This is a genomic window from Bradyrhizobium sp. USDA 4461 (assembly GCF_054055655.1).
Genome location: NZ_JBSRXM010000001.1, coordinates 4,946,488 through 4,967,170, shown reverse-complemented (window position 1 = coordinate 4,967,170; position 20,683 = coordinate 4,946,488). Strand labels below are relative to the sequence as shown.

At 66.3% G+C, this 20,683-nt stretch carries 16 protein-coding genes and 1 pseudogene; 5 read left to right on the top strand and 12 right to left on the bottom strand.

Annotated features, from left to right (window positions below; translation table 11 throughout):
* The first annotated feature begins 121 nt into the window (after positions 1–121).
* Positions 122–1,723 (top strand): phytoene desaturase family protein, encoded by a 1,602-nt coding sequence (locus ACVINW_RS22880; RefSeq protein WP_456753377.1) that lies wholly within the window; start codon positions 122–124, stop codon positions 1,721–1,723.
* Between the two features lie 265 nt (positions 1,724–1,988).
* Here ACVINW_RS22880 and ACVINW_RS22875 read toward each other — a convergent pair whose 3' ends face one another.
* The gene (locus ACVINW_RS22875) at positions 1,989–2,153 is read right to left on the bottom strand and encodes a Flp family type IVb pilin (RefSeq protein WP_456753376.1); all 165 of its coding nucleotides are present in this window, start codon (positions 2,151–2,153) and stop codon (positions 1,989–1,991) included.
* A gap of 168 nt (positions 2,154–2,321) precedes the next feature.
* On the opposite strand from ACVINW_RS22875, the gene ACVINW_RS22870 reads away from it, so the two are divergent.
* On the top strand, positions 2,322–3,206 hold the full coding sequence (locus ACVINW_RS22870) for a 50S ribosomal protein L11 methyltransferase (RefSeq protein WP_456753375.1): 885 nt from the start codon (positions 2,322–2,324) through the stop codon (positions 3,204–3,206).
* Positions 3,207–3,713 carry a hypothetical protein gene (locus tag ACVINW_RS22865; RefSeq protein ID WP_456753374.1) on the top strand — a complete coding sequence of 169 codons (507 nt, stop codon included), beginning with the start codon at positions 3,207–3,209 and terminating at the stop codon, positions 3,711–3,713.
* An 18-nt stretch (positions 3,714–3,731) separates the two neighbouring features.
* On the opposite strand, the gene ACVINW_RS22860 is transcribed toward ACVINW_RS22865, so the two are convergent.
* Positions 3,732–3,917 (bottom strand): hypothetical protein, encoded by a 186-nt coding sequence (locus ACVINW_RS22860; RefSeq protein WP_456753373.1) that lies wholly within the window; start codon positions 3,915–3,917, stop codon positions 3,732–3,734.
* A 190-nt stretch (positions 3,918–4,107) separates the two neighbouring features.
* Here ACVINW_RS22860 and ACVINW_RS22855 point away from each other — a divergent pair, with 190 nt between their 5' ends.
* Both ACVINW_RS22855 and ACVINW_RS22850 read left to right on the top strand, forming a co-directional pair.
* Positions 4,108–5,937: an aminopeptidase P family protein gene (locus ACVINW_RS22855; protein ID WP_456753372.1), complete on the top strand. Its 1,830-nt coding sequence runs from the start codon at positions 4,108–4,110 to the stop codon at positions 5,935–5,937.
* A 353-nt stretch (positions 5,938–6,290) separates the two neighbouring features.
* Entirely contained in the window at positions 6,291–7,580 is a 1,290-nt protein-coding gene (locus tag ACVINW_RS22850; RefSeq protein ID WP_456753371.1) for a multidrug effflux MFS transporter, read from the top strand.
* Between the two features lie 211 nt (positions 7,581–7,791).
* On the opposite strand, the gene ligA is transcribed toward ACVINW_RS22850, so the two are convergent.
* The 10 genes and pseudogenes from ligA to murB all read right to left on the bottom strand — a co-directional run bounded on the left by ligA (position 7,792) and on the right by murB (position 20,671).
* Positions 7,792–9,939: an NAD-dependent DNA ligase LigA gene (ligA, locus tag ACVINW_RS22845; RefSeq protein ID WP_456753370.1), complete on the bottom strand. Its 2,148-nt coding sequence runs from the start codon at positions 9,937–9,939 to the stop codon at positions 7,792–7,794.
* A 6-nt stretch (positions 9,940–9,945) separates the two neighbouring features.
* Positions 9,946–11,616, bottom strand: a complete 1,671-nt coding sequence (gene recN / locus ACVINW_RS22840) for a DNA repair protein RecN (RefSeq protein ID WP_456753369.1) — start codon at positions 11,614–11,616, stop codon at positions 9,946–9,948.
* A gap of 13 nt (positions 11,617–11,629) precedes the next feature.
* A complete protein-coding gene (locus ACVINW_RS22835; protein ID WP_456753368.1) occupies positions 11,630–12,538 on the bottom strand; it encodes an outer membrane protein assembly factor BamD in 909 nt (302 codons plus the stop codon).
* A 258-nt stretch (positions 12,539–12,796) separates the two neighbouring features.
* On the bottom strand, positions 12,797–13,759 hold the full coding sequence (gene lpxC, locus ACVINW_RS22830; protein WP_456753367.1) for a UDP-3-O-acyl-N-acetylglucosamine deacetylase: 963 nt from the start codon (positions 13,757–13,759) through the stop codon (positions 12,797–12,799).
* Positions 13,760–14,109: 350 nt separating this feature from the next.
* Positions 14,110–15,891 (bottom strand): cell division protein FtsZ, encoded by a 1,782-nt coding sequence (gene ftsZ / locus ACVINW_RS22825; protein ID WP_456753366.1) that lies wholly within the window; start codon positions 15,889–15,891, stop codon positions 14,110–14,112.
* Between the two features lie 89 nt (positions 15,892–15,980).
* On the bottom strand, positions 15,981–17,297 hold the full coding sequence (ftsA, locus tag ACVINW_RS22820; protein WP_456753365.1) for a cell division protein FtsA: 1,317 nt from the start codon (positions 17,295–17,297) through the stop codon (positions 15,981–15,983).
* Positions 17,294–18,301 (bottom strand): cell division protein FtsQ/DivIB, encoded by a 1,008-nt coding sequence (locus ACVINW_RS22815; protein ID WP_456753364.1) that lies wholly within the window; start codon positions 18,299–18,301, stop codon positions 17,294–17,296. Before ACVINW_RS22815 ends, ftsA begins: the two co-directional genes overlap by 4 nt.
* Positions 18,241–18,508, bottom strand: a pseudogene (locus tag ACVINW_RS22810) (hypothetical protein); the annotation flags it as partial. The pseudogene ACVINW_RS22810 and the gene ACVINW_RS22815, both read right to left, overlap by 61 nt.
* Before the next feature lie 125 nt (positions 18,509–18,633).
* Complete coding sequence (locus tag ACVINW_RS22805) at positions 18,634–19,620, bottom strand: D-alanine--D-alanine ligase family protein (RefSeq protein WP_456753363.1); 987 nt, start codon at positions 19,618–19,620, stop codon at positions 18,634–18,636.
* 67 nt (positions 19,621–19,687) lie between these two features.
* On the bottom strand, positions 19,688–20,671 hold the full coding sequence (gene murB, locus ACVINW_RS22800) for a UDP-N-acetylmuramate dehydrogenase (protein ID WP_456753362.1): 984 nt from the start codon (positions 20,669–20,671) through the stop codon (positions 19,688–19,690).
* Between the last annotated feature and the right edge of the window lie 12 nt (positions 20,672–20,683).

Sequence of the window (20,683 nt, the reverse complement as noted above, 5' to 3'; positions counted from 1 at the left end):
ACTTGACGACGCGGCGCTGCGGCGCCACAGCACGCTGGATCTCTTCTTGAGCATGATCCTTTCGGAAAACCGGTTTCCACTTTTCCGGATCATGCTCTAATCACTCCTTCTTGAAGCGGACATGAACGAGACAGACGTCGTCATCATCGGTGCGGGGCATAACGGCCTCACCTGCGCGGCCTATCTTGCGATGGCCGGGCTGCGGGTGAAGGTCGTGGAACGCCGCAAGGTGGTCGGCGGCGCCGCCGTAACTGAAGAGTTCTATCCAGGCTTCCGCAATTCGGTCGCCGCCTACACGGTGAGCCTGCTCAATCCGCAAATCATTTCTGACCTGAAACTTGCCGATCACGGTCTCAGGATCGTCGAGCGCCGCGCCCAGAACTTCCTTCCCGCACCCGATGGCAGCTATTTGCTGACCGGCGAAGGCCGCACCCAGCAATCGGTCGCGAAACTCAGCGCGCGTGACGCGGCCGCCATCGGCGTGTTCTCGGGGGAACTCGAAGCCATCGCCGATGTGCTGCGCCAATTCGTGCTGCGCGCGCCGCCGAACCTCGTCGAGGGTTTTGGCTTGGGCGCGCTGAGCGAGGCCTTCAACGCGCTTGGCACCGCCAACATCCTGCGGCGGCTGACGCTGGAGCAGCAGCGCAATCTGCTCGACCTGTTCACGCGCTCGGCCGGCGACATGCTCGACGAGCGTTTCGAGCACGACCTCGTCAAGGCGCTGTTCGGCTTCGACGCCATCGTCGGCAACTACGCCAGCCCCTACGCGGCCGGCTCGGCCTATGTGATGCTGCACCACGCGTTCGGCGAGGTGAACGGCAAGAAAGGCGTCTGGGGCCACGCGCTCGGCGGCATGGGCGCGATCACCCAGGCGATGGCGCGCGCCGCGCGCAGCCATGGCGTCGAGATCGCAACCGATGCCGGTGTCCGCGAGGTGATCGTCGAGAAGGATCGCGCGCTGGGGGTTATCCTCGACAATGGCGAGGCGATCCGCGCCAAATACGTCGTCTCCAACGTCAATCCGAAGCTACTATACACCCGCCTGGTGCCCGAAGCTGCGCTGGCGGACGAGTTCCGCGGCCGCATCTCGCGATGGCAGAACGGCTCCGGCACGTTCCGGATGAACGTGGCGCTTGATGCCCTGCCCTCGTTCACCGCGCTGCCCGGTCCCGGCGATCACCTCACCGCCGGAATCATCATCGCGCCGAGTCTCGGCTACATGGATCGCGCCTGGCGCGACGCGCGCGAATTCGGCTGGAGCCGTGCACCCGTGGTCGAGATGCTGATCCCCTCGACGCTCGACGACAGCCTGAGCCCGCAGGGCCGGCACGTCGCGAGCCTGTTCTGCCAGCATGTGGCGCCGCAACTGCCCGACGGCAAATCATGGGACGATTATCGCGACGAGGTGGCCGACCTGATGATCGCAACCGTCGACGGCTACGCGCCGGGCTTCGCCGGCAGCGTGATCGGCCGCCAGATCCTGTCGCCGCTCGATCTCGAGCGGCAGTTCGGCCTGCTCGGCGGCGACATCTTCCATGGCGCGCTGACGCTGAACCAGCTGTTCTCGGCGCGGCCGATGCTCGGCCATGCCGATTACCGCGGCCCGCTCCGCGGTCTCTACCATTGCGGGTCCGGCGCCCATCCCGGCGGCGGCGTCACGGGCGCCCCCGGCCACAACGCCGCGCGCGCGGTCCTGGCCGACCATCGCGCGCTGTTCGCATAACGACGCGCCGCGCTCCCGGCGCGGCAAGCTGTGGACAGGCCTGTTGCGAAGCTGTGGGTTCGCAATGGACAGATATGCTGTGCCCCGACGGGAGAACCAGAGGACACCGTGGTGGACCGGCTGTGCAGAAGTGGCCAACAACCTCGCGGATAACGTGCGTGATGCCCTGTTGACGAGCTGCGCAAGGCTCGGTGGACAACCGGCAAAAAGAAAAACACCGGGCGTCGTTGCCCGGTGCTTGCCTTGAGAACGCCGTCGACGAAACTTACTTCAGCGAACCGCTGATCGAATTGAAGGTCCCGCTCAGCGACGAGCCGACGCCGTTCACCGCAGCGATGATGGCGATCGCGATGCCTGTTGCGATCAGTCCATATTCGATGGCGGTCGCGCCGGATTCATCCTGCAAAAACCTAACGAAAAAAGCCCTCATAGCAGCCCTGCCCTTGAGTTGTGATGCTTGGAACAGGAGGTTCCTGTTCCGGGGCCAGTACTACTACGGTGAAATCTAAAGTTGTCTAAACCGGGAACCTCTCAATTCTTGCGATATTCGACTGAATCGTGCTTGAAATTTTAACAAAATCCGCGCTACGGGCCTGCGATGACCCCAGCCACGCATCGCGCCAGCATCACCCTTCCTGACGAAGCGACCGCAAAGCGCGTGGTGGACGCACTTTCCGAGCTGTTCTTCGAGGATCAGGCGGCTTTTGCGGCCTTCGAGCGGCCGGACGGTCGCTGGGACGTCACGGTCCATTTTGCCGAGCCGCCGGACCAAACCTTGCTGCGCGAGCTGGTCGGCCAGGTGACGCGGCAGGATGTCGCATCGACTTTGGTATTTGATACCGTGGAGGCCAAGGACTGGGTCAAGGCCAGCCTGGAGGACCTTGTCCCGGTCGCCGCCGGCCGCTTCGTCGTCCACGGCCAGCACGACCGTCACAGAATACCGCCCAACAAGCTCGGGATCGAGATCGAGGCGGCGCTCGCCTTCGGCACCGGCCATCACGGCACCACCCGCGGCTGCCTGCTGCTGCTCGACCACGTGCTGAAAGCGTATCAGCCTCGCCGGGTGCTCGATCTCGGCACCGGGACCGGCGTGCTGGGGATCGCCGCGGCCAAGGCGCTGCACGGCAAGGTGCTGGCCAGCGACATCGACCCGCCCTCGGTGCGGGTGGCGGAGGAGAATGCCCGGCTGAACGGCGCCGGCCATCTGGTCGACGCGATCCGCGCCACCGGCTTTGCGTCGCCGCGGTTTGCCGAGGACGGACCGTTCGATCTCGTGCTCGCCAACATCCTCGCCAATCCGCTGCGGCAGCTGGCCGGGCCGATGGCGCGGCAGCTTGCATCATCGGCGCAGGTCATCCTCTCCGGCCTCTTGACCCACCAGGCACCGGCTGTGATCGCCGCCTATCGCGCCCGCGGGCTGGTGCCGCTGCGGCATCTCAAGATCGAGGGCTGGAGCAGCCTGCTGCTGCGCTCGGTGAGGTGAATGGCCGCCGCCGGCAGACAGTGCGGCGACTGCACGCTCTGCTGCAAGGTGATGGCGATCGACGAACTGGCGAAGCCCGCCAACGCTTGGTGCCCACATTGCAAGCCGGGGCGCGGCTGCCGGGTCTATCTGGACCGGCCGGCGGAATGCCGCGCGTTCGGCTGCGTCTGGCTGGTCAACGAGTTGCTCGAGGAGCACTGGAAGCCCTCCAGATCGAAGCTCGTGCTGACCACATCCGACGACGGCCTCGAGGTCCGGTGCGACCCGGGCTTCCCCGACGCCTGGCGTCGGGAGCCGTTTCGCAACCAGCTCATGCAATGGGCGATCTCCGGCGAGCCCCGCGACATGACCGTCGTCGTCATCGTCGGTCACCGCATGACGCTGCTGACGCCTGAGCGCGAATTCGATCTCGGGACCGTCGGGCCCGACGAGCGGATCGTGCGCGAACTCGACGGCACAAGGGTCGTCAATGCGACCGTGGTGAAGGCGTCGGTCCTCAAGCGGTAGACGCGATCTGCGGGCTGGTTATTTGGGTGCGGTGGACTCGCGGCCGGCCGTCTCGACCTTGTCCTGACTGGCGGCACGCCGGGCACGCGCCTCGACAAAGCGGTCCAGCATCTGGACGATGACGCCACGCGGCTTCTGTTCGACCGGCGCGATCGGGCCGCGCGGGATCGGCGGCGAGATCTTCTCAAACGTGAATGCAGGCATCGTGCATCTCCTCACCGTTGAGTTGAGACACTCCTGGACACTCCCCGTACGCTTGACCCGGGAGATGCAGTGGACATCGTCCGGTCAGTTCTACTATGCCATGTTTCAAGCAGAAGTTATGCCAAAAATGTGGTCAGCTTGGCCGCGTCTGCGCGAAGCTCATGCTCGACCCGAAAAGAGTGCGACAGCGATGTTCGAAGCCCATTTCCAGACGTTCGAAGAGCCCGAAGGCGGCGTGGCGCTGGCCGCACGCTTGAGCGCGCTGCGCGAGGAACTGGCACGGCGCAAGCTGACGGGATTTGTGGTTCCGCGCGCCGACCAGCAGCAGAATGAATATGTTGCGGCGTCCGAGGAGCGGCTCGCCTGGCTGACCGGCTTCACCGGATCGGCCGGGATCGCGATCGTGCTCGCCAAGGACGCGGCCCTGTTCGTCGACGGCCGCTATACGCTGCAGGCCGGCAAGCAGGTCGACCGGAAGGCCTGGCAGGTCGAGCCGCTGGTCGAGCCGCCGCCGGAGCACTGGTTGACCCGGCACCTGGCGGCGGGCGACCGCCTAGGATTTGACCCGTGGCTGCACACTTCTGCGGCAGCCGAACGGCTGGCGGCGGCCTGCACCAAGGCCGGCGCCGAGCTGGTTGCCGTCGACGGCAACCCGGTCGATACGATCTGGCACGAGCGGCCGGCACCGCCGCTCGGCCCGGTTTCGATCCACGGCACGCAGTTCTCCGGCGAAATCGAGGCCGAGAAGCTCAAGCGCATCCGGCTCGAAATCACCAAGCTCGGCGTCGATGCGCTGGTGCTGTCCGACAGCCATGCGGTGGCCTGGACCTTCAACATCCGCGGCGCCGACGTCTCGCATACGCCGCTGCCGCTGTCCTACGCGCTGGTGCCGAAGGACGGCCGGCCGCTGGTGTTCATCGATCACCGCAAGCTGTCCAACGCGACCCGCGACCATCTCGAACAATCCGCCGATGTCGAGGAGCCGGCGGCGCTGGCGCCAAAGCTCACCGAGCTTGCCAAGCGCGGCGCCTCGATCGCGCTCGACAGCGCGACCGCGGCCGACGCTCTCAGCCGCCTGATCGCGGGCGCCGGCGGCAAGCCGGTGCGCGGCAATGATCCGGTCAGTCTGCTCAAGGCAGTCAAGAACATCACCGAGATCGAGGGCACGCGCACCGCACATCAGCGCGACGCGGTGGCGCTGACCCGCTTCCTCGCCTGGATCGATCGCGAGGCGCCCTCCGGCCACCTCACCGAGATCGACACCGTCGAGGCGCTGGAGACCTTCCGCCGCCAGACCGGCGCGCTGAAGGATGTCTCGTTCCCGACCATCGCCGGCACCGGGCCGAACGGCGCCATCGTGCATTACCGCGTGACGCGCAAGAGCAACCGCCGCATCGCGCCCGGCGATCTCTTGCTGATCGATTCCGGTGCGCAATATCAGGACGGCACCACCGACGTCACCCGCACCATCGCGATCGGCCAGCCGACCGACGAGATGCGCGATCGCTTCACCCGGGTGCTGCGCGGCCATATCGCGATCGCCCGCGCGGTCTTCCCCGACGGCACCACCGGCGCCCAGCTCGACACGCTGGCGCGGCAATATCTCTGGCAGGCCGGGATCGATTTCGAGCACGGCACCGGCCACGGCGTCGGCAGCTATCTCAGCGTCCATGAAGGGCCGGCGCGGATCTCCAAGCTCGGTACCACGCCGCTGAAGCGGGGCATGATCCTGTCGAACGAGCCCGGCTACTACAAGACCGACGCCTACGGCATCCGGATCGAGAACCTCGAGCTCGTGATCGGCACCGACATCGCCGGCGCCGAGAAGCCGGTCAACGCCTTCGAGACGCTGACCCTCGCGCCGATCGATCGCCGCCTGATCGAGGTCGGCATGCTGAGCCCAAGCGAGCTGGCCTGGCTCAACGACTACCACGCCCGGGTCGCCCGCACGGTGCGCCCGCATCTCGACGACAACGCCACGAAGCTGTGGCTCGACGAGGCGACGGCGGCGCTGACGTAGCGGCGTCGCGTTTACGTTCACCCTCTCCTCACGTTCGGTGTCATTCCCGCGACCCGTCTTCGCCAAGGCTTCGCCGGGGTGAAGGAGCTGCGCCCGCCGAAGCTTTAGCGAAGGCGGCAAGCGGGGGATCCAGTACGCCGCGGCCCGTCGGCTCAAGAACACCTGCCTCTGGAATACTGGGTCCCCCGCTTGCGCGGAGGACGACAGCGGAGTTTGCGGGCACAGCGGCCTAATTGCGCGAGACGAAACATCGCCGCCGCGTGTCCCGAAATCGCATGGGCGTATGCCGAAACTCCCGTATTCCGCGCAAACGGGCACGCTAAAGTGGTTCCACAATGCGGAAACGGACCTGAATGCACGGCGTGATGGGCAAGCCGCCCGGCGCGGCCAAAGGCAACACTCAAGACAACATCGCGACATCGAAGGTCATGCTGCTGATGCTCGTCGTGATGACGGGCATCGCGCCGATCTCGCTCTACATGCTGGTCCCGGCACTGCCGGTGCTCGCGACCACGTTCGGCCGTGACATCTCGATCGCGCAGATGACGGTGTCGCTCTACATGGTCGGCATCGCGCTGTCGCAGCTGATCATGGGACCGCTGTCCGACAAGTTCGGCCGCCGGCCGGTGCTGCTTGCGGGCCTCGGCCTGATGGTGGTGGCCGGCATCGGTTCCGTGTTCGCCGAGACCCTGCCGCAGCTGATCGCGGCGCGGTTCTTCCAGGCGCTCGGCGGCGCCAGCGGCATGGTGATCAGCCGCGCCATCATCCGCGATCTCTATCCGCGCGAGCGGGTCGGCGCCATGATCAGCCTCGTCGTCGCCGCGCTGATGATCGCGCAGATGGTGAGCCCGCTGACCGGCGGCCTGCTGGAGACCACGTTCGGCTGGCGCGCGATCCTCTATTTCATCACCGCGGCGTCGCTGGCCGTCGCGGTCTTCATCGCGCTGGCGCTGCCCGAGACCCGCCGCGACCGCGCCGACAGTTCGAGCTTTCGCGGCGACCTCGGCAAGCTGCTGCACAGCCGCGCCTTCGTCGGCTATCTCCTGTGCCAGGTGCTGGCGTCGCAGATCATCTTCGCCTTCGCCGGCGGCGGCCCCTACATCGTGGTCACCCAGATGGGCCGCAGCAGCGCCGAGTATGGCGCGTGGTTCGCGATGACCGGGTTCGGCTACTTCGTCGGCAATTTGCTGTGCGTGCGGTTCGCGCCGCGGCACTCGCTGGAGCGACTGATCTGGTTCGGCCTCGCGTTGCAGCTCGGCGGCAGCCTGCTGAACCTGCTCTGGAGCTTCACTGGAGCAAACCAGGCCCCGCTCTGGCTGTTCGGCACCCAGATGATCGTGATGATCGCCAATGCCTTCGTGATGGCCAATTCCGCGGCCGGCGCCATCAGCATCCGTCCCGAGGCCGCCGGCACTGCCTCCGGCGCCATGGGCTTCCTGCAGCAGGGCATCGGCTCGCTGATCTCGCAGTTCGGCGCCTATCTCGGCGGCCACTCCACCACCACGCTGCCGCTGACATCGGCGATCACAGCGATCTCGATCGCCTGCGTCTGCACCATGATCTTCATCGTGCCGCGGCGGAACGTGGTGGTGAGCGAGGAACTGATCGCGCAGGCCGAGGAGGATGAGCAGGGGATGATGTGAGGCGTGCACCGCCCCCGAATCGACCAATCCAGCCAATTTTGACGTGTCAGCTATGTCTCCGAACACCTGTCAGTGATCTGTCCGGTCTAAACAGCAGGCGGGGGATCCGGTACGCCGCGACCTATCGACCAAAAATGACTGTCTCTGGAATACTGGGTCCCCCGCTTTCGCGGAGGACGACAGTGGAGAATGTGGCGCGATGCTGCGCCCCTCACTCCCCGATCAGCTTCAGCCACTCGTCTTCGGTCAGCACCTGGACGCCGTGCTTCTGGGCTTCGGCGAGCTTCGAGCCGGCGCCCGGCCCCGCGACGACATAGTCGGTCTTCTTCGAGACCGAACCGGCCGCCTTGGCGCCCAGCCGCTCGGCGGTTGCCTTGGCCTCGTCCCGCGTCATCTTTTCCAACGAGCCGGTGAACACCACGGTCTTGCCGGCGACCGCCGAATTGCTCTTCGGCTTCTCGGCATCGATGATCTCGTCGAGCTCCCCGGTCAGCCGCTCGACGATGCCGCGATTGTGGCTCTCGCCGAAATAATCCGCGATGCTCTTGATCACGGTGTCGCCGATCTGGTCGAGCGCATCCATCTCGGCGATGGCGTCCTCGTCGCCCTTGGCGACCTTGAGGCAGGCCTCGTGGAACGCCTCCCACGAGCCGTAGCCGCGCGCCAGCGCCAGCGCGGTGGTCTCGCCGACATGGCGCATGCCGAGCGCATAGATGAAGCGCTCCAGCCCGATCCGGCGCCGGCTGTCGATCGCGGCGAACAGATTGCGCACCGAGGTCTCGCCGTAGCCCTCGATCCCCTCGAGCTTCAGCTTCGCGTTGCGTTTCGGCAGCGTGAAGATGTCGGCGGGTTCCTTGACCCAGCCTTCGTCGAAGAAATATTGCAGCTGCTTCACGCCGAGGCCGTCGATGTCGAAGGCGCGGCGCGACACGAACAGGATGAGATGCTCGACCTTCTGGAACGGACAGGCGAACTCGCCGCTGCAACGCAGCCGCGAGCCCTCCTCGCCGGTCGCGGTCTCCTCGCGCACCACGTCGGTGTGCAGCGGGCATGGGCACTTCTTCGGAAAATGGAATTCCTTGGCGCTCTTCGGCCGCTTGTCGAGCACGACGTCGACGACCTGCGGGATCACGTCGCCGGCGCGCTGGATCACCACGGTGTCGCCGATCCTGATGTCGCGCCCCTCGCGCAGCACCTCGCCCTTGTTGCCGATGCCCTTGATGTAGTCCTCATTGTGCAGCGTGACGTTCTGCACGATCACGCCGCCGACGCCGACCGGCTCGAGCTTGCCGACCGGCGTGAACGAGCCGGTGCGTCCGACCTGGATCTCGATGTCGCGCAGCACGGTCATGGCGCGCTCGGCCGGGAATTTGTGCGCGATCGCCCAGCGCGGCGTGCGCGACACGAAGCCGAGCCGCTCCTGCCAGTCGATGCGATCGACCTTGTAGACGACGCCGTCGATGTCGTAGTCGAGCTCGGCGCGCTGCTCCTCGATCTCGCGATGGAAGGCGATCAACTCCTCGACCGAGTGACACAGTCTGGTCAGCGGATTGGTCTTGAAGCCGCAGCGCTCGAACCAGTGGATCATGCCGGTCTGGGTCTCCTCCGGCATCGCGCTCATCTCGCCCCAGGCATAGGCGAAGAAGCCGAGCGGTCGCGAAGCGGTGATGCCCGGATCCTTCTGCCGCAGCGAACCGGCCGCCGAGTTGCGCGGATTGGCGAAGACGGTGTCGCCGGCGGCTTTCTGCCGCTCGTTGAGCGCGAGGAACGCCTTCTTGGTCATGTAGACCTCGCCGCGCACCTCGCAGATCTCGGGCACGTTGCGGCCCTTGAGCCTCTCGGGCACATCCTCTAGCGTGCGGATGTTGGCGGTGACGTCCTCACCCTCGGCGCCGTCGCCGCGGGTCGCCGCGGTGACGAGCTCGCCGCCCTCGTAGCGCAGCGACATTGACAGCCCGTCGATCTTCGGCTCGGCCGAAAAATCGATCTTGTCGTCCGGCAGCTTCAGGAAACGCGCAATGCGTCCGACGAAGTCGACCACGTCGGCTTCGGCAAACGCGTTGTCGAGCGACAGCATCGGCAGTGAATGGCGGACCTTCTTGAAGCGTCCCGACGGCGCGGCGCCGACCTTCCGCGACGGCGATTCCGCGGTGACGAATTCGGGGAAACGCTTCTCGATCGCATTGTAACGCTGCCGCAGCGCGTCGTATTCGGCGTCGGTGACGCTGGGCGCGTCGTCCTGATAGTAGCGCTTGTCGTGGCCTTCGAGCTCGAGCGCAAGCCGCATCAACTCGACCTTGGCCTGGGCCTTGGTGAGTTTGTCGACGTCGACCGGTGCCTTCTTCGCTTTGGCGGCCATCGGCGACTAACTCGCCGCCCTGAGCAGTCGTTCCGCGGCGGCCCTCGCCTCCGCGGTGATCTCGGCGCCGGCCAGCATGCGCGCGATCTCTTCGCGGCGATGGTCGGCGGCGAGCGCGTTGACGCGGGTGGCGACGCGCTTGCCCTTGTCGAGCGCATCCTTGGAGATCAAAAGATGCTGGCTGGCGCGAGCCGCGACCTGCGGCGCATGCGTCACCGCCATCACCTGCACCTTGCCGGCAAGGCGTGCCAGCCGCGATCCGATCGCGTCTGCTACCGCGCCGCCGACGCCGGTATCGATTTCGTCGAACACCAAAGTCGGCGCCGAGCCGCGATCGGCGAGCACCACCTTCAGCGCCAGCAGGAAGCGCGACAGCTCGCCGCCGGAGGCGACCTTCATCATCGGTCCCGGCTTGGTGCCCGGATTGGTCTGCACCCAGAACTCGACGCGGTCGATGCCTTGCGGCCCCGGCGCCGCCGCATTGCTCTCGACCTGGGTCATGAACTTGGCGCGTTCGAGCTTGAGCGGCGCGAGCTCGGCATTGACGGCCTTGTTGAGTGTCTCGGCCGCCTTGCTCCGCGACGCCGACAGTTTCGCGGCCGCAGCCGCGTAGCGCTTGTCGGCCTCCGCGGCGGCCGCTTCCAGCCTCTTGAGCTGGTCGGCTCCGGCATCGATCAGCGCGACGTCACCAGCGTATTGCGCAGCCAGCGCCGCCAGCAAATCGACCGGCGTCGAATATTTGCGCGAGGCGGCGCGCAGCGCGAACAGCCGCTCCTCGATGCGCTCGAGTTCGGCCGGATCGAAATCGGTCGCCGCCAGCGCGGCGTGGAGATGCTGGTCGGCCTCCTCCAGCGCGTTGATCGCGATATCGATCGCCTTCACCGCCGGCTCGATCAGCGCCGGCGCATTGGCGGCACGACGCTCCAGCCGCCGCACTGCGGCCGACAGCGCCGACACCGGCGAATGCGGGCCGCCGATCGCTTCCTGCGCCTCGCGCAGATCGGTCGCGACCTTCTCGCCCTGCATCATGGTGGTGCGGCGGTTGGCGAGCTCGGTCTCCTCGCCCTCCTTCGGCGCCAGCGTCTTCAGCTCCTGCGAGGCGTGGCGCAGATAGTCGGCCTCGCGCGCCGCGCGCTCCATGCCGGCGCGATGCTCGTCAAGCGCGGTAGCGGCGGTCCGCCTGACATCCCAGAGCGCTTCCAGCGCCGTGACGTCCTTCTCATGGCCGGCGAAGGCGTCGAGCAGCTGGCGATGGGTGGAGGCGTCGACCAGCGCGCGCTCGTCGTGCTGGCCGTGGATCTCGACCAGAACCGCGCCGACCGCCTTCAGGGTCTGCACGCTGATCGCCTGATCGTTGATGAAGGCGCGGGTGCGGCCGTCGCCGAGCTGCACGCGGCGCAGGATCATCTCACCGGTGTCGTCGAGGCCGTTCTCGGCCAGGATTTTCGCCGCCGGGTGGCCCTTCGGGACGTCAAACGTGGCGGTGACCTGCCCCTGCTCGGCGCCATGCCGAACCAGGCCGGCATCGCCGCGGCCGCCGAGCGCCAGCGCAAAGGCATCGAGCAGGATGGATTTGCCGGCGCCGGTTTCGCCGGTCAGCACCGCCAGACCACGGGAAAATTCGATATCAAGCCGTTCGATCAGGACGATGTCACGGATCGACAGACGGGCCAGCATGCGAGGACAATTCCTAGCCGAGACCTATCTTCTTGAAGGTCCTGCTGATCCAGGATCCCTGATTCTCGCTCGGCTCGAGACCGCCGGACTTTACTAGATTATAGGCGTCCTTGTACCAGCGGCTGTCCGGAAAATTGTGGCCGAGCACGGCGGCTGCGGTCTGCGCCTCGCCGACGATGCCGATCGCCATATAGGCCTCGGTGAGCCGGTACAGCGCCTCTTCGACATGGCGCGTGGTCTGGTACTGCGTGACCACGGTCTTGAAGCGGTTGATCGCGGCGGTGAAGTCGCGCTTCTCGATATAGTAGCGCCCGACCGCCATCTCCTTGCCGGCGAGCTGGTCGCGCGCGGCCTGGATCTTGTTCTTGGCCTGGGTGGCGTATTCCGAGGTCGGATATTTGCGCACCACTTCTTCGAGCGCGGCGATCGCCTTCTCGGTGCGGCTCTGGTCGCGCGAGATGTCCGGGATCTGGTCGAAATGCGACGCCGCGATCAGATACTGGGCGTAGGACGCGTCCGGGCTGCCGGGATGCAGCGTGACGTAGCGGGTCGCGGAGCCGATGCAGCTGTCATAGTCGCCGGCCTGGTAATACGAATAGGCCGACATCAACAGCGACTTGCGCGCCCAGTCCGAATAGGGGTGCTGACGGTCGACTTCCTCGAACTTCTTTGAGGCGGCCTTCAGGTCCTTCTTCTCGTTCATCATGTACAAGCCCTCATTGTAGAGCTTGTCCGCGGGCTCATCGACGAACGTGTCGTCCTTGGCCATGAACTTGTCCCACAGCGCGCCGGTGCCGCAGCCTGAGAGCGGCAGTGCCAGCACGATCAGGCCCGCCGCGAAACGCAGCGCGCGCGCGGCCTTGGTCAGGCCGGAGACGTCAGAAGAGGAGCGTGGTTCGAGCGCCATACGCATTGCCGACATGAATTGTAAAACCTGACGCCTGTGATGCGGTTAACGGCGACCCCACTCCACCCATGAACCGCGGTCATGGATGCAATATCTCTCGCGCCGTTGGTGCCGCATCAGGCAACCGCAGGCCTGTTTAACCGAAAAATGACCGTGGACCAACCGAATAGGGAGCCAATCCGCCGGGAATAAGGCGGCCTGACAAAGCACACAGCCTGCTGGGGTTATTACGGAAATTGGGCTCGACCGGCTGGGCGATCAGGATCTGGGCGATCAGGACACGTCCGGGCCGTAGGCCGGGGCAACGAGGCCACCCACGGTGCCTGCACCGGCCTCGACATGGCCGCGGACCGGCCGCCGCGCAGTCTCCGATTCGACCACCCGCCAGGCGCTGCGGTCGGCGAGCAGCGCCTTCAGCACCGCGTTGTTCAGCTTGTGGCCGCCCCGGACCGAACGGTAGCTGCCGAGCAGCGGCAAGCCGGCCAGCGCCAGATCGCCGATCACGTCGAGCACCTTGTGGCGGGCGCACTCGTCGGCGTAGCGCAGGCCCTCGGCATTGAGCAGGCGGGCCTCGTCGAACACCACGGTGTTGTCGAAGGAGGCGCCGAGCGCGAAGCCCGCGCCCCACAGCCGTGCCACGTCGCTCATGCAGCCGAAGGTGCGGGCACGCGCGACCTCGCGGCGGAAGCTTTCCGGCGACAGATCGAAGGAATAGGTCTGGCGGCCGATCACCTTGTTGGTAAAATCGATCTCGACTTCGGCGCGGAAGCCGCCGGCGAACGGACGCAGTTCGCCCATCGCATCGCCGATCTTGACCTGCACCGGTTTGAGCACCTGGATGAAGCGGCGGACCGCCGGCTGGGTCACGATGCCGGCCTGATCGATGGCTGCGACAAACGCGGCAGCACTGCCGTCCATGATCGGAACTTCCGACCCGTCGATTTCGATGGTGGCGTTGTCGACGCCCATGCCGCGCAGCGCCGCAAGCACATGCTCAGCGGTCGAGACCAGCGGCCCTTCGCGGTCACCGAGCACCGTCGCAAACTCGGTTGCGATCACAGCGTCGGCGGTGGCGGTCACTTCGCGGTCGGTACCGTCAAGACCGGTGCGGACAAAAATAAAACCTGCATCAACAGGTGCAGGGCCCAGCGTGAGACTAACAGGAAGACCGGAATGAACGCCCACGCCAGTCACGGTGGCTTGCGACCGAAGCGTTGTTTGACGGCTGAACTTCATTCGAAAATGCCCACTACCCGACTTCACTCAATACAAGTGGCCAAACTTCCCCAAGGCCGACTCGCTTGAGCTCCCCAAGTCCCGGCAGACCATAGTGATTGCCCTAAACCGCGCCAACTCACGCTTGTTTACCGATTGTTACCCCATCTCTGCCGCATTCGTGCCCGCGCTTAACCAAATTGCCGCAGCGGAAACGGCCGGCGGAGAGCCGCCATCCAATCATCCAAAGAATAATTAATCATTTAAAATCAGTTGCTTGTTTATCGAGCCGAACCGCCTGCCCGCCACAAGGAAAAGGCCCCGGCAGTTCCCCGCCGAGGCCTTCTTTGTCGCCAAGATTGTAACAAACTTCAGTTGGCCTGCCGGCGCAGGAAGGCCGGGATATCAAGATGGTCGTCACCCTGTGGCGCCGGGGCAACAGGCGCCTGGCGGCCATGTGCGTCCAACCCCTGCGGCGCGGGCCGCTTTGCATATTCCGATACCGGCGATTCGTTCGCCGAGATCTGCTGGGCGACGCTGCGGGCCGGCTTGCGCTCGGGCAGCGCCGGCATCGCAGGCATCGCCGGACCGGAGGCACGGGCCGCGATCGGCGGTTCGGTTTCTTCGTCGCGGCGGCCGAGGCCGACATTGGCCAGCCGCTGCAGCAGCGACAGCCGGGTCTTCTGCGGGTGTTCCGCCTCGCCGTCACCGCTGGCCTGGCGGATTTCCGCCTGCGCCGGCATCGGCAGGTCCTCGAATTTCGGCATTCGCGGGGCCCGCACCGGCGACCGCTCGGCTGCCTGCGGGATGAAGGTCTCGGGCGGCATCTGCTCGTGCTGCTCGGCCTTGGCCGCCTCGTGGTCCGGGAACAACGAGGGCTTCTGGGCAATCGGCCGCACCGTGACATCACCGTAGGACGCCGGCTGCATCGGAGCCTGGGGTGCGCTATCCGGGGCAACCGCCGCGGCGATCGCCGCCAGCGCGGCGCGCTCGACGGCCGGGCGCTGCTGGGCTGCGGAAGGAGCTGCGATCGGTGCAACGGTCACGCCGGTCGGCGGCTCCAGCTTCTGGGCCCGCTCGGCCATGCGCTGATTGTCGGCGCGCAGGCGGGCGGTCAGGTCGGCCAGCCGGCTCTCGGGCGAACCGCCCGACTGCTGCGCGGGAGCCTGGGCACGCGAGGCGATCGCGGCCTGCTCGATACCGGTTGCGACCACCGAGACGCGAATGATGCCGTCGAGCGATTCGTCGAAGGTGGCGCCGACGATGATGTTGGCGTCGGCATCGACCTCCTCGCGGATGCGGGTCGCGGCTTCGTCGACCTCGAACAGGGTCAGGTCCTTGCCGCCGGTGATCGAGATCAGGAGGCCGCGGGCGCCCTTCATCGACGAGTCGTCGATCAGCGGGTTGGCGATCGCAGCTTCGGCTGCGGTCAGCGCGCGCTTCTCCCCGGTGGCCTCGCCGGTGCCCATCATCGCCTTGCCCATCTCGCGCATCACGGCGCGGACGTCGGCGAAGTCGAGGTTGATCAAGCCTTCCTTGACCATCAGGTCGGTGATGCAGGCGACGCCCGAGTACAGCACCTGGTCGGCCATCGCGAACGCGTCGGCAAAGGTGGTCTTCTCGTTGGCGACCCGGAACAGGTTCTGGTTTGGGATGATCAGCAGCGTGTCGACCACCTTGTGGAGCTCGGAAATGCCGTGCTCGGCGGTGCGCATGCGGCGCTGGCCTTCGAAGTGGAACGGCTTCGTCACCACGCCGACGGTGAGGATCCCCATCTCGCGGGCGGCCTTGGCGATCACGGGCGCGGCGCCGGTGCCGGTGCCGCCGCCCATGCCGGCGGTGACGAACACCATGTTGGCGCCGGTGAGGTGATCGCGCAGCTCGTCCATGACTTCCTGCGCGGCCGCAGCGCCGACATCGGGCTGCGAGCCGGCGCCGAGACCCTGGGTGACCTGGGTGCCCATCTGGATGATGCGCTGCGCCTTCGACATCGTCAGCGCCTGCGCGTCGGTGTTGGCGACGACGAAGTCGACGCCCTGCAACCCGGCGGTGATCATGTTGTTGACGGCATTACCACCCGCGCCGCCGACGCCGAAGACGGTGATCCGCGGTTTCAGCTCGCTGATGTCAGGGGGTGTCAGATTGAGTGCCATGGTTGCCTCTCTCGATTATGCGCGCGTTGGTTCGCCCCGGCCGCTGGCCGCAGGAGCTGGTGAAAATGCAATGAGCCGGGGTGCGGTCATCAGAAGCCCTCGCGAAGCCATCGTCCGACCTTTCCGAAGTAACCGTCTGTCCCTGTCCGGAGCTGCCGCGTGCGCCGCGGTTCGACATGTTCAAGATGAGCGTATTGCGGGTAGACCAGCAGGCCCGTCGGCACCGAGAACGAGGCGCCCTTCGCCTCGTTCGGCAGCCGGCCGAAGCCGAGCGGGCGGCCGATGCGGACCTGACGGTTCAGAATGCGGGTGGCGAGCTCGACCGTGCCGGTGAGCTGCGACGCACCGCCGCTCAGCACGACGCGCGCCCTCGGCTCAGCCGCAAAGGGAGAATCCGCGAGCCGGTCACGGATCATTTCAAAAATCTCCTCGGCGCGATGCCGGACAATGTTCGCAATCGTGGCGCGGGACACGATTTGCGGTGTCTCCCGATCGTCGCCTGCAGTAGGGACGGACATCAGCTCACGCGAGTCCGATCCGCCGGTCAGCACTGTGCCGTATAAAGTCTTGATTCGCTCGGCGTCCGCAATGCACGCGCCGATGCCGCGCGCAAGATCCATCGTGATGTGTTGCCCGCCGAGCGCAAATCCGGATGCATGTACGAGGCGGCCGCCGGAATAGGTTGCGATCGTGGTCGAGCCCGCGCCCATCTCGACAACGGCTGCGCCGAGATCGGCTTCGTCGTCGGTCAGCACCGAGAGGCCTGCGACATAGGGGCTCGAGGCCATGGCCTCGACGTTGAGATGGCAGCGCTCGACCACCAGCATCAGGTTCTTGGCGACCGTGGCATCCGACGTCACCACGTTCATGTCGACGCCGAACTGGCGCGCCACCATGCCCCGGGGATCGCGGATGCCCTTGACGCCGTCGAGCGCGTAGCCGACCGGCAGCGCGTGCAGCACGGTGCGGCCGGCGCCGGCGGCATGCCGCATGCCGGCCGAGGTGACGCGGCTGATATCGTCCGAGGTCACCGAGCCGCCGCGGATATCGGCCGCGGCCTCAACCAGCTGGCCATGCTGCCGGCCGCCTGAGACCGACAGCAGGACGGATTCGACACGGACCTTGGCCATGCGCTCGGCCAGCGCCACGGCATGGCGCACCGCCTTCTCGCATTCGGCGAGGTCGACCACGGCGCCGGCCTTGACGCCGCGCGACTGGATTTGGCTGTAGCCGATCAATTCGACCGCATGGGTGCGGCCGCGCAGCGCCTCGTTCGGCGGCGACGGCTTGAGCCGCGCGATCATGCAGGCGATCTTGCTGGAGCCGACGTCGAGCGAAGCCACCATCGCGGTGCGCTTCTGCATCGGACGGGTCTTCGGGGTCAAATTGCGGTCGAGGCCGGTCATGCGCTGTCACCGGCCTTCTTCTTGGACTTCTTGTCCTTGAACAGTTCGTCGCGCGCCTTGCCGGCTTCCTCGGACAATTGCACGATCAGCCGATCGGGCAGCCGCATGTCGACGGCGACAATGTCGCGCGAGAACAGCTTCTCGTCCTTGTCGAGCTTGGAGAGTGCGGCGAGCGCATTGCCGACATCGTTCTCGGGCAGGCGGATGTCGAGGCCGTCCTTCAGACGCAGGCTCCAGCGCCGCTCACCGACGAAGATCGCGGCCTTGGTCACCGAACGCACCTGCGGATAACGGTCGAGCAGCGCCAGGAAGTCCTGCGCGCGGGTGTCGGCGCCCTTGCCCACGACCAGCGGCAGATTGAGGAAGCGGCGCGTGACGTAAGGCTCCAGCACCGCGCCGTCGGAGGCGATCACCGACAGGCGGCCGTTCTGCTGCCACAGCGCGAAGGCGGTGCGCTCGACGATGTCGATCTGCAGCCGGCCCGGATAGAGCTTGAGGATCGTGGCGTCCGCGATCCAGGGATTGGCCTTCAGCTTGGCGCGCACGGTATCGGCGTCGAGGAACAGCAGCGAGGAACGGCCGTTGACGCCGCCGATCGCAAGCACCTCGTCCTGGCTCAGCTGCTTGCGGCCGTTGATGCCGACGGTCGTGATGCGGAAGCCCGCGGAATTGGCCAGCGCGTTGCGGGTGTCGCTGAGCGCGGTGGTGAACTCCTCGACATGGCCGCCCTTGACGATGCCGAAGCCGAGGCTGCCGAACAGAAGCGCAAGCGTCGCGACCAGGCCGATGCGGCGCGGCAGATAGCGTTCGACCATCAGGATGTAGCGATTCGGCGGCTCGCGATCGATCAGCTGCGGCTGCTTGGCGGGACGGCGGCGGCGACGCGCCAGATGGGCGCCGACATACTCGCGCAGCAGCACCGCCGCTCCAATAGCGGCTGCTCTCAGGTCAGCTTGGGGCCCCAGCGATCGCAGCGATCGGGTGAGGCGTCCTGCACCATCCATTGCACGAACTCGTCACGTGTTGTGCCCGCAAACCCCGCGGGTCCCGGCACACATCACGTCTCGGCTAGACCGGTGGGATTAGAGTGGCCCCCTGTTCCCTGGTTGCGATCCTCGAAGCGGTAATCCGCGACAGCTCACGCCCCGGCAGCCAAGCGCTACATGCGCCGCCAGCGTTAACCTTCGGGCTTCCTGGTAAACAAACGGTAAATGAGTTCAGCCTGGAGTGTATTTTGATCAACGCTCTGAGTACTTTGCCGCGAACCCGTTAGCATTTTAGCAACAGGCCCCGGGTTCCATCCGGCCGAGTCGAGCGCCTTCCCGCCCGATCGGCCTTAACCTCCGGCGCGGCGGCGGGCGAGCGCGATCTGGTCGTTGAGGAAGTCGGCAAACGCGATGCCCTGTGCTTTCAAGGCTTTAGGGTACAGTGATGCCGCGGTCAGCCCGGGCAGCGTATTGGTCTCGAGGTAGACCGGGCCATTGGCCGACACGATGAAATCGCTGCGTGAGTAGCCGGTGCAGGACAAGGCACGGTGCGCCCGCAGCGCGTGGTCCATGATCGCGGTGGTCACCTCCGGCGCGAAGCGGCCGGGACAGATCTCCTGGGTCGACTTCAGAAGGTATTTGGCTGTGTAGTCGAACGCGCCCTCCCCCGGCACGATCTCGATCGGCGGCAGCGCGAATACCCTGCCGTCGGACTGCTCGAGCACGCCGCAGGTCGCCTCGACGCCCGAGACGAACGGCTCGATCAGATAGTCTTCGTGCTTCGCGGCGTTGCGGACCGCGACGAGATCCTGCTTGGCGTTGACGAAGATCAGCCCGTAGCTCGAACCGTCCTTCGCCGGCTTTGCGATCAGCCTGCCGTATTTCCCGAAGGCGTCGTCGATCTCGTCGACGGCAATGCCCTGCGGCGCGTTGAGGCCCGCGATCGCGGCGAAGCGCTTCGCCGACGGCTTGTCGAACGCCAGATGCGACGACGCCGAACCGGAGCCGGTGAACGCGACGCCGCGCATCTCGCACATCGCCTGCAATTCGCCGTTCTCGGCGCGGCCGCCGTGCAGGCCGAACACCAGCACACGCCGCTCGGCGCGCGCTTTGTCGAGCGCCTGGTCGAGCGCGATGCCGCGACCGTCGGGCTTGAAGTCGACTTCGAAGGGCCGCGTGTGGCCGAGCAGCTTCTCGGACGTCACCGCATGCACGGTGTCGTCGACATCCCAGAACCAGAGCTCCGCATCGGGCAGCGCGCGGTGCAGCGCCTGCGTGCTCGCCACCGAGACCAGCCGCTCCTTGTTAGTGCCGCCGAACAGAATGGTCACCTGCATGTTCTTTGCCTGTCGTTCGCTACGCCCGTCATTCCGGGGCGCGTGGAGCGCGAGCCCGGAATCCATTTCACCCCTTGTCTTGCGGCGCGATGGATTCCGGGTTCTCGCTTCGCGAGCCCCGGAATGACGACTCCGTTGAATTCCCGATCCGCTTGATTTCCCAGTGCAGCTCAATTCCGCTGGTTTGCCTGACCCGCTCGCGCACCGTCTCGCCGAGCGTCTCGATGTCGTGCCCGGTCGCGCTACCGGTGTTGATCAGGAAATTGCAGTGCATCTCCGACACCTGCGCGCCGCCGACCTTGAGGCCGCGGCAGCCGGCGGCGTCGATCAACTTCCAGGCGCTGTTGCCGGGCGGGTTCTTGAAGGTCGAGCCGCCGGTCTTCTCGCGGATCGGCTGCGCGGTCTCGCGATGGGTCTGCACCTCGTTCATGCGGGCGCGGATCGTCTCCGCATCGGTGATCGTGCCGCGAAAGCGCGCCGAGGTGAACACGATCGACGGATCGACACCGCTGTTGCGATAGACGAACTTCATGTCGGCATTGCCGAACACATGCTTGGTGCCGTCGCGACCGACGCCGGTGGCCTCGATCAGCACGTCCTTGGTCTCGCCGCCATTGGCGCCGGCGTTCATGCGCAGCGCACCGCCGACCGTGCCGGGAATGCCGAACAAGAATTCCATGCCGCCGATATCAGCCGCCGCCGCCGTTTCGGCGACGCGCTTGTCGAGCGCGGCGGCGCCGGCGGTGACGACATCGCCGGCCGCACTGGTTTCGCCGAACGCACGCGGCGCGAGCCGGATCACGACACCAGGCATGCCGGCGTCGCGCACGATCAGATTGGAGCCGACGCCGACGACATAGACCGGCAATTCCTGCGGCAGGCGCTTCAGGAAGTAGGCGAGATCGTCTTCATCCGCCGGCGTGAACAGCACCTGCGCCGGACCGCCGACGCGAAACCAGGTCAGCTCCGCCAGCGACTGGTTCGCCAGCAGCCGCCCGCGCAGCTCCGGCATCGCGGCTTTGAGGCCGGGCGTGATGTCGGGGAAGGTCATGCGTACCCCCTC

What these genes read in the sequence shown, in the direction of transcription:
- ACVINW_RS22865 (WP_456753374.1), top strand. Translation starts at nt 3,207, where the DNA reads ATGGCCGCCGCCGGCAGACAGTGCGGCGACTGCACGCTCTGCTGCAAG.
- ACVINW_RS22855 (WP_456753372.1), top strand. Translation starts at nt 4,108, where the DNA reads ATGTTCGAAGCCCATTTCCAGACGTTCGAAGAGCCCGAAGGCGGCGTG.
- ACVINW_RS22880 (WP_456753377.1), top strand. Translation starts at nt 122, where the DNA reads ATGAACGAGACAGACGTCGTCATCATCGGTGCGGGGCATAACGGCCTC.
- recN (WP_456753369.1), bottom strand. Translation starts at nt 11,616, where the DNA reads ATGCTGGCCCGTCTGTCGATCCGTGACATCGTCCTGATCGAACGGCTT.
- ligA (WP_456753370.1), bottom strand. Translation starts at nt 9,939, where the DNA reads ATGGCCGCCAAAGCGAAGAAGGCACCGGTCGACGTCGACAAACTCACC.
- ACVINW_RS22835 (WP_456753368.1), bottom strand. Translation starts at nt 12,538, where the DNA reads ATGTCGGCAATGCGTATGGCGCTCGAACCACGCTCCTCTTCTGACGTC.
- ACVINW_RS22815 (WP_456753364.1), bottom strand. Translation starts at nt 18,301, where the DNA reads ATGGATGGTGCAGGACGCCTCACCCGATCGCTGCGATCGCTGGGGCCC.
- lpxC (WP_456753367.1), bottom strand. Translation starts at nt 13,759, where the DNA reads ATGAAGTTCAGCCGTCAAACAACGCTTCGGTCGCAAGCCACCGTGACT.
- ACVINW_RS22805 (WP_456753363.1), bottom strand. Translation starts at nt 19,620, where the DNA reads ATGCAGGTGACCATTCTGTTCGGCGGCACTAACAAGGAGCGGCTGGTC.
- ftsZ (WP_456753366.1), bottom strand. Translation starts at nt 15,891, where the DNA reads ATGGCACTCAATCTGACACCCCCTGACATCAGCGAGCTGAAACCGCGG.
- ACVINW_RS22870 (WP_456753375.1), top strand. Translation starts at nt 2,322, where the DNA reads ATGACCCCAGCCACGCATCGCGCCAGCATCACCCTTCCTGACGAAGCG.
- murB (WP_456753362.1), bottom strand. Translation starts at nt 20,671, where the DNA reads ATGACCTTCCCCGACATCACGCCCGGCCTCAAAGCCGCGATGCCGGAG.
- ACVINW_RS22875 (WP_456753376.1), bottom strand. Translation starts at nt 2,153, where the DNA reads ATGAGGGCTTTTTTCGTTAGGTTTTTGCAGGATGAATCCGGCGCGACC.
- ACVINW_RS22850 (WP_456753371.1), top strand. Translation starts at nt 6,291, where the DNA reads ATGCACGGCGTGATGGGCAAGCCGCCCGGCGCGGCCAAAGGCAACACT.
- ftsA (WP_456753365.1), bottom strand. Translation starts at nt 17,297, where the DNA reads ATGACCGGCCTCGACCGCAATTTGACCCCGAAGACCCGTCCGATGCAG.
- ACVINW_RS22860 (WP_456753373.1), bottom strand. Translation starts at nt 3,917, where the DNA reads ATGCCTGCATTCACGTTTGAGAAGATCTCGCCGCCGATCCCGCGCGGC.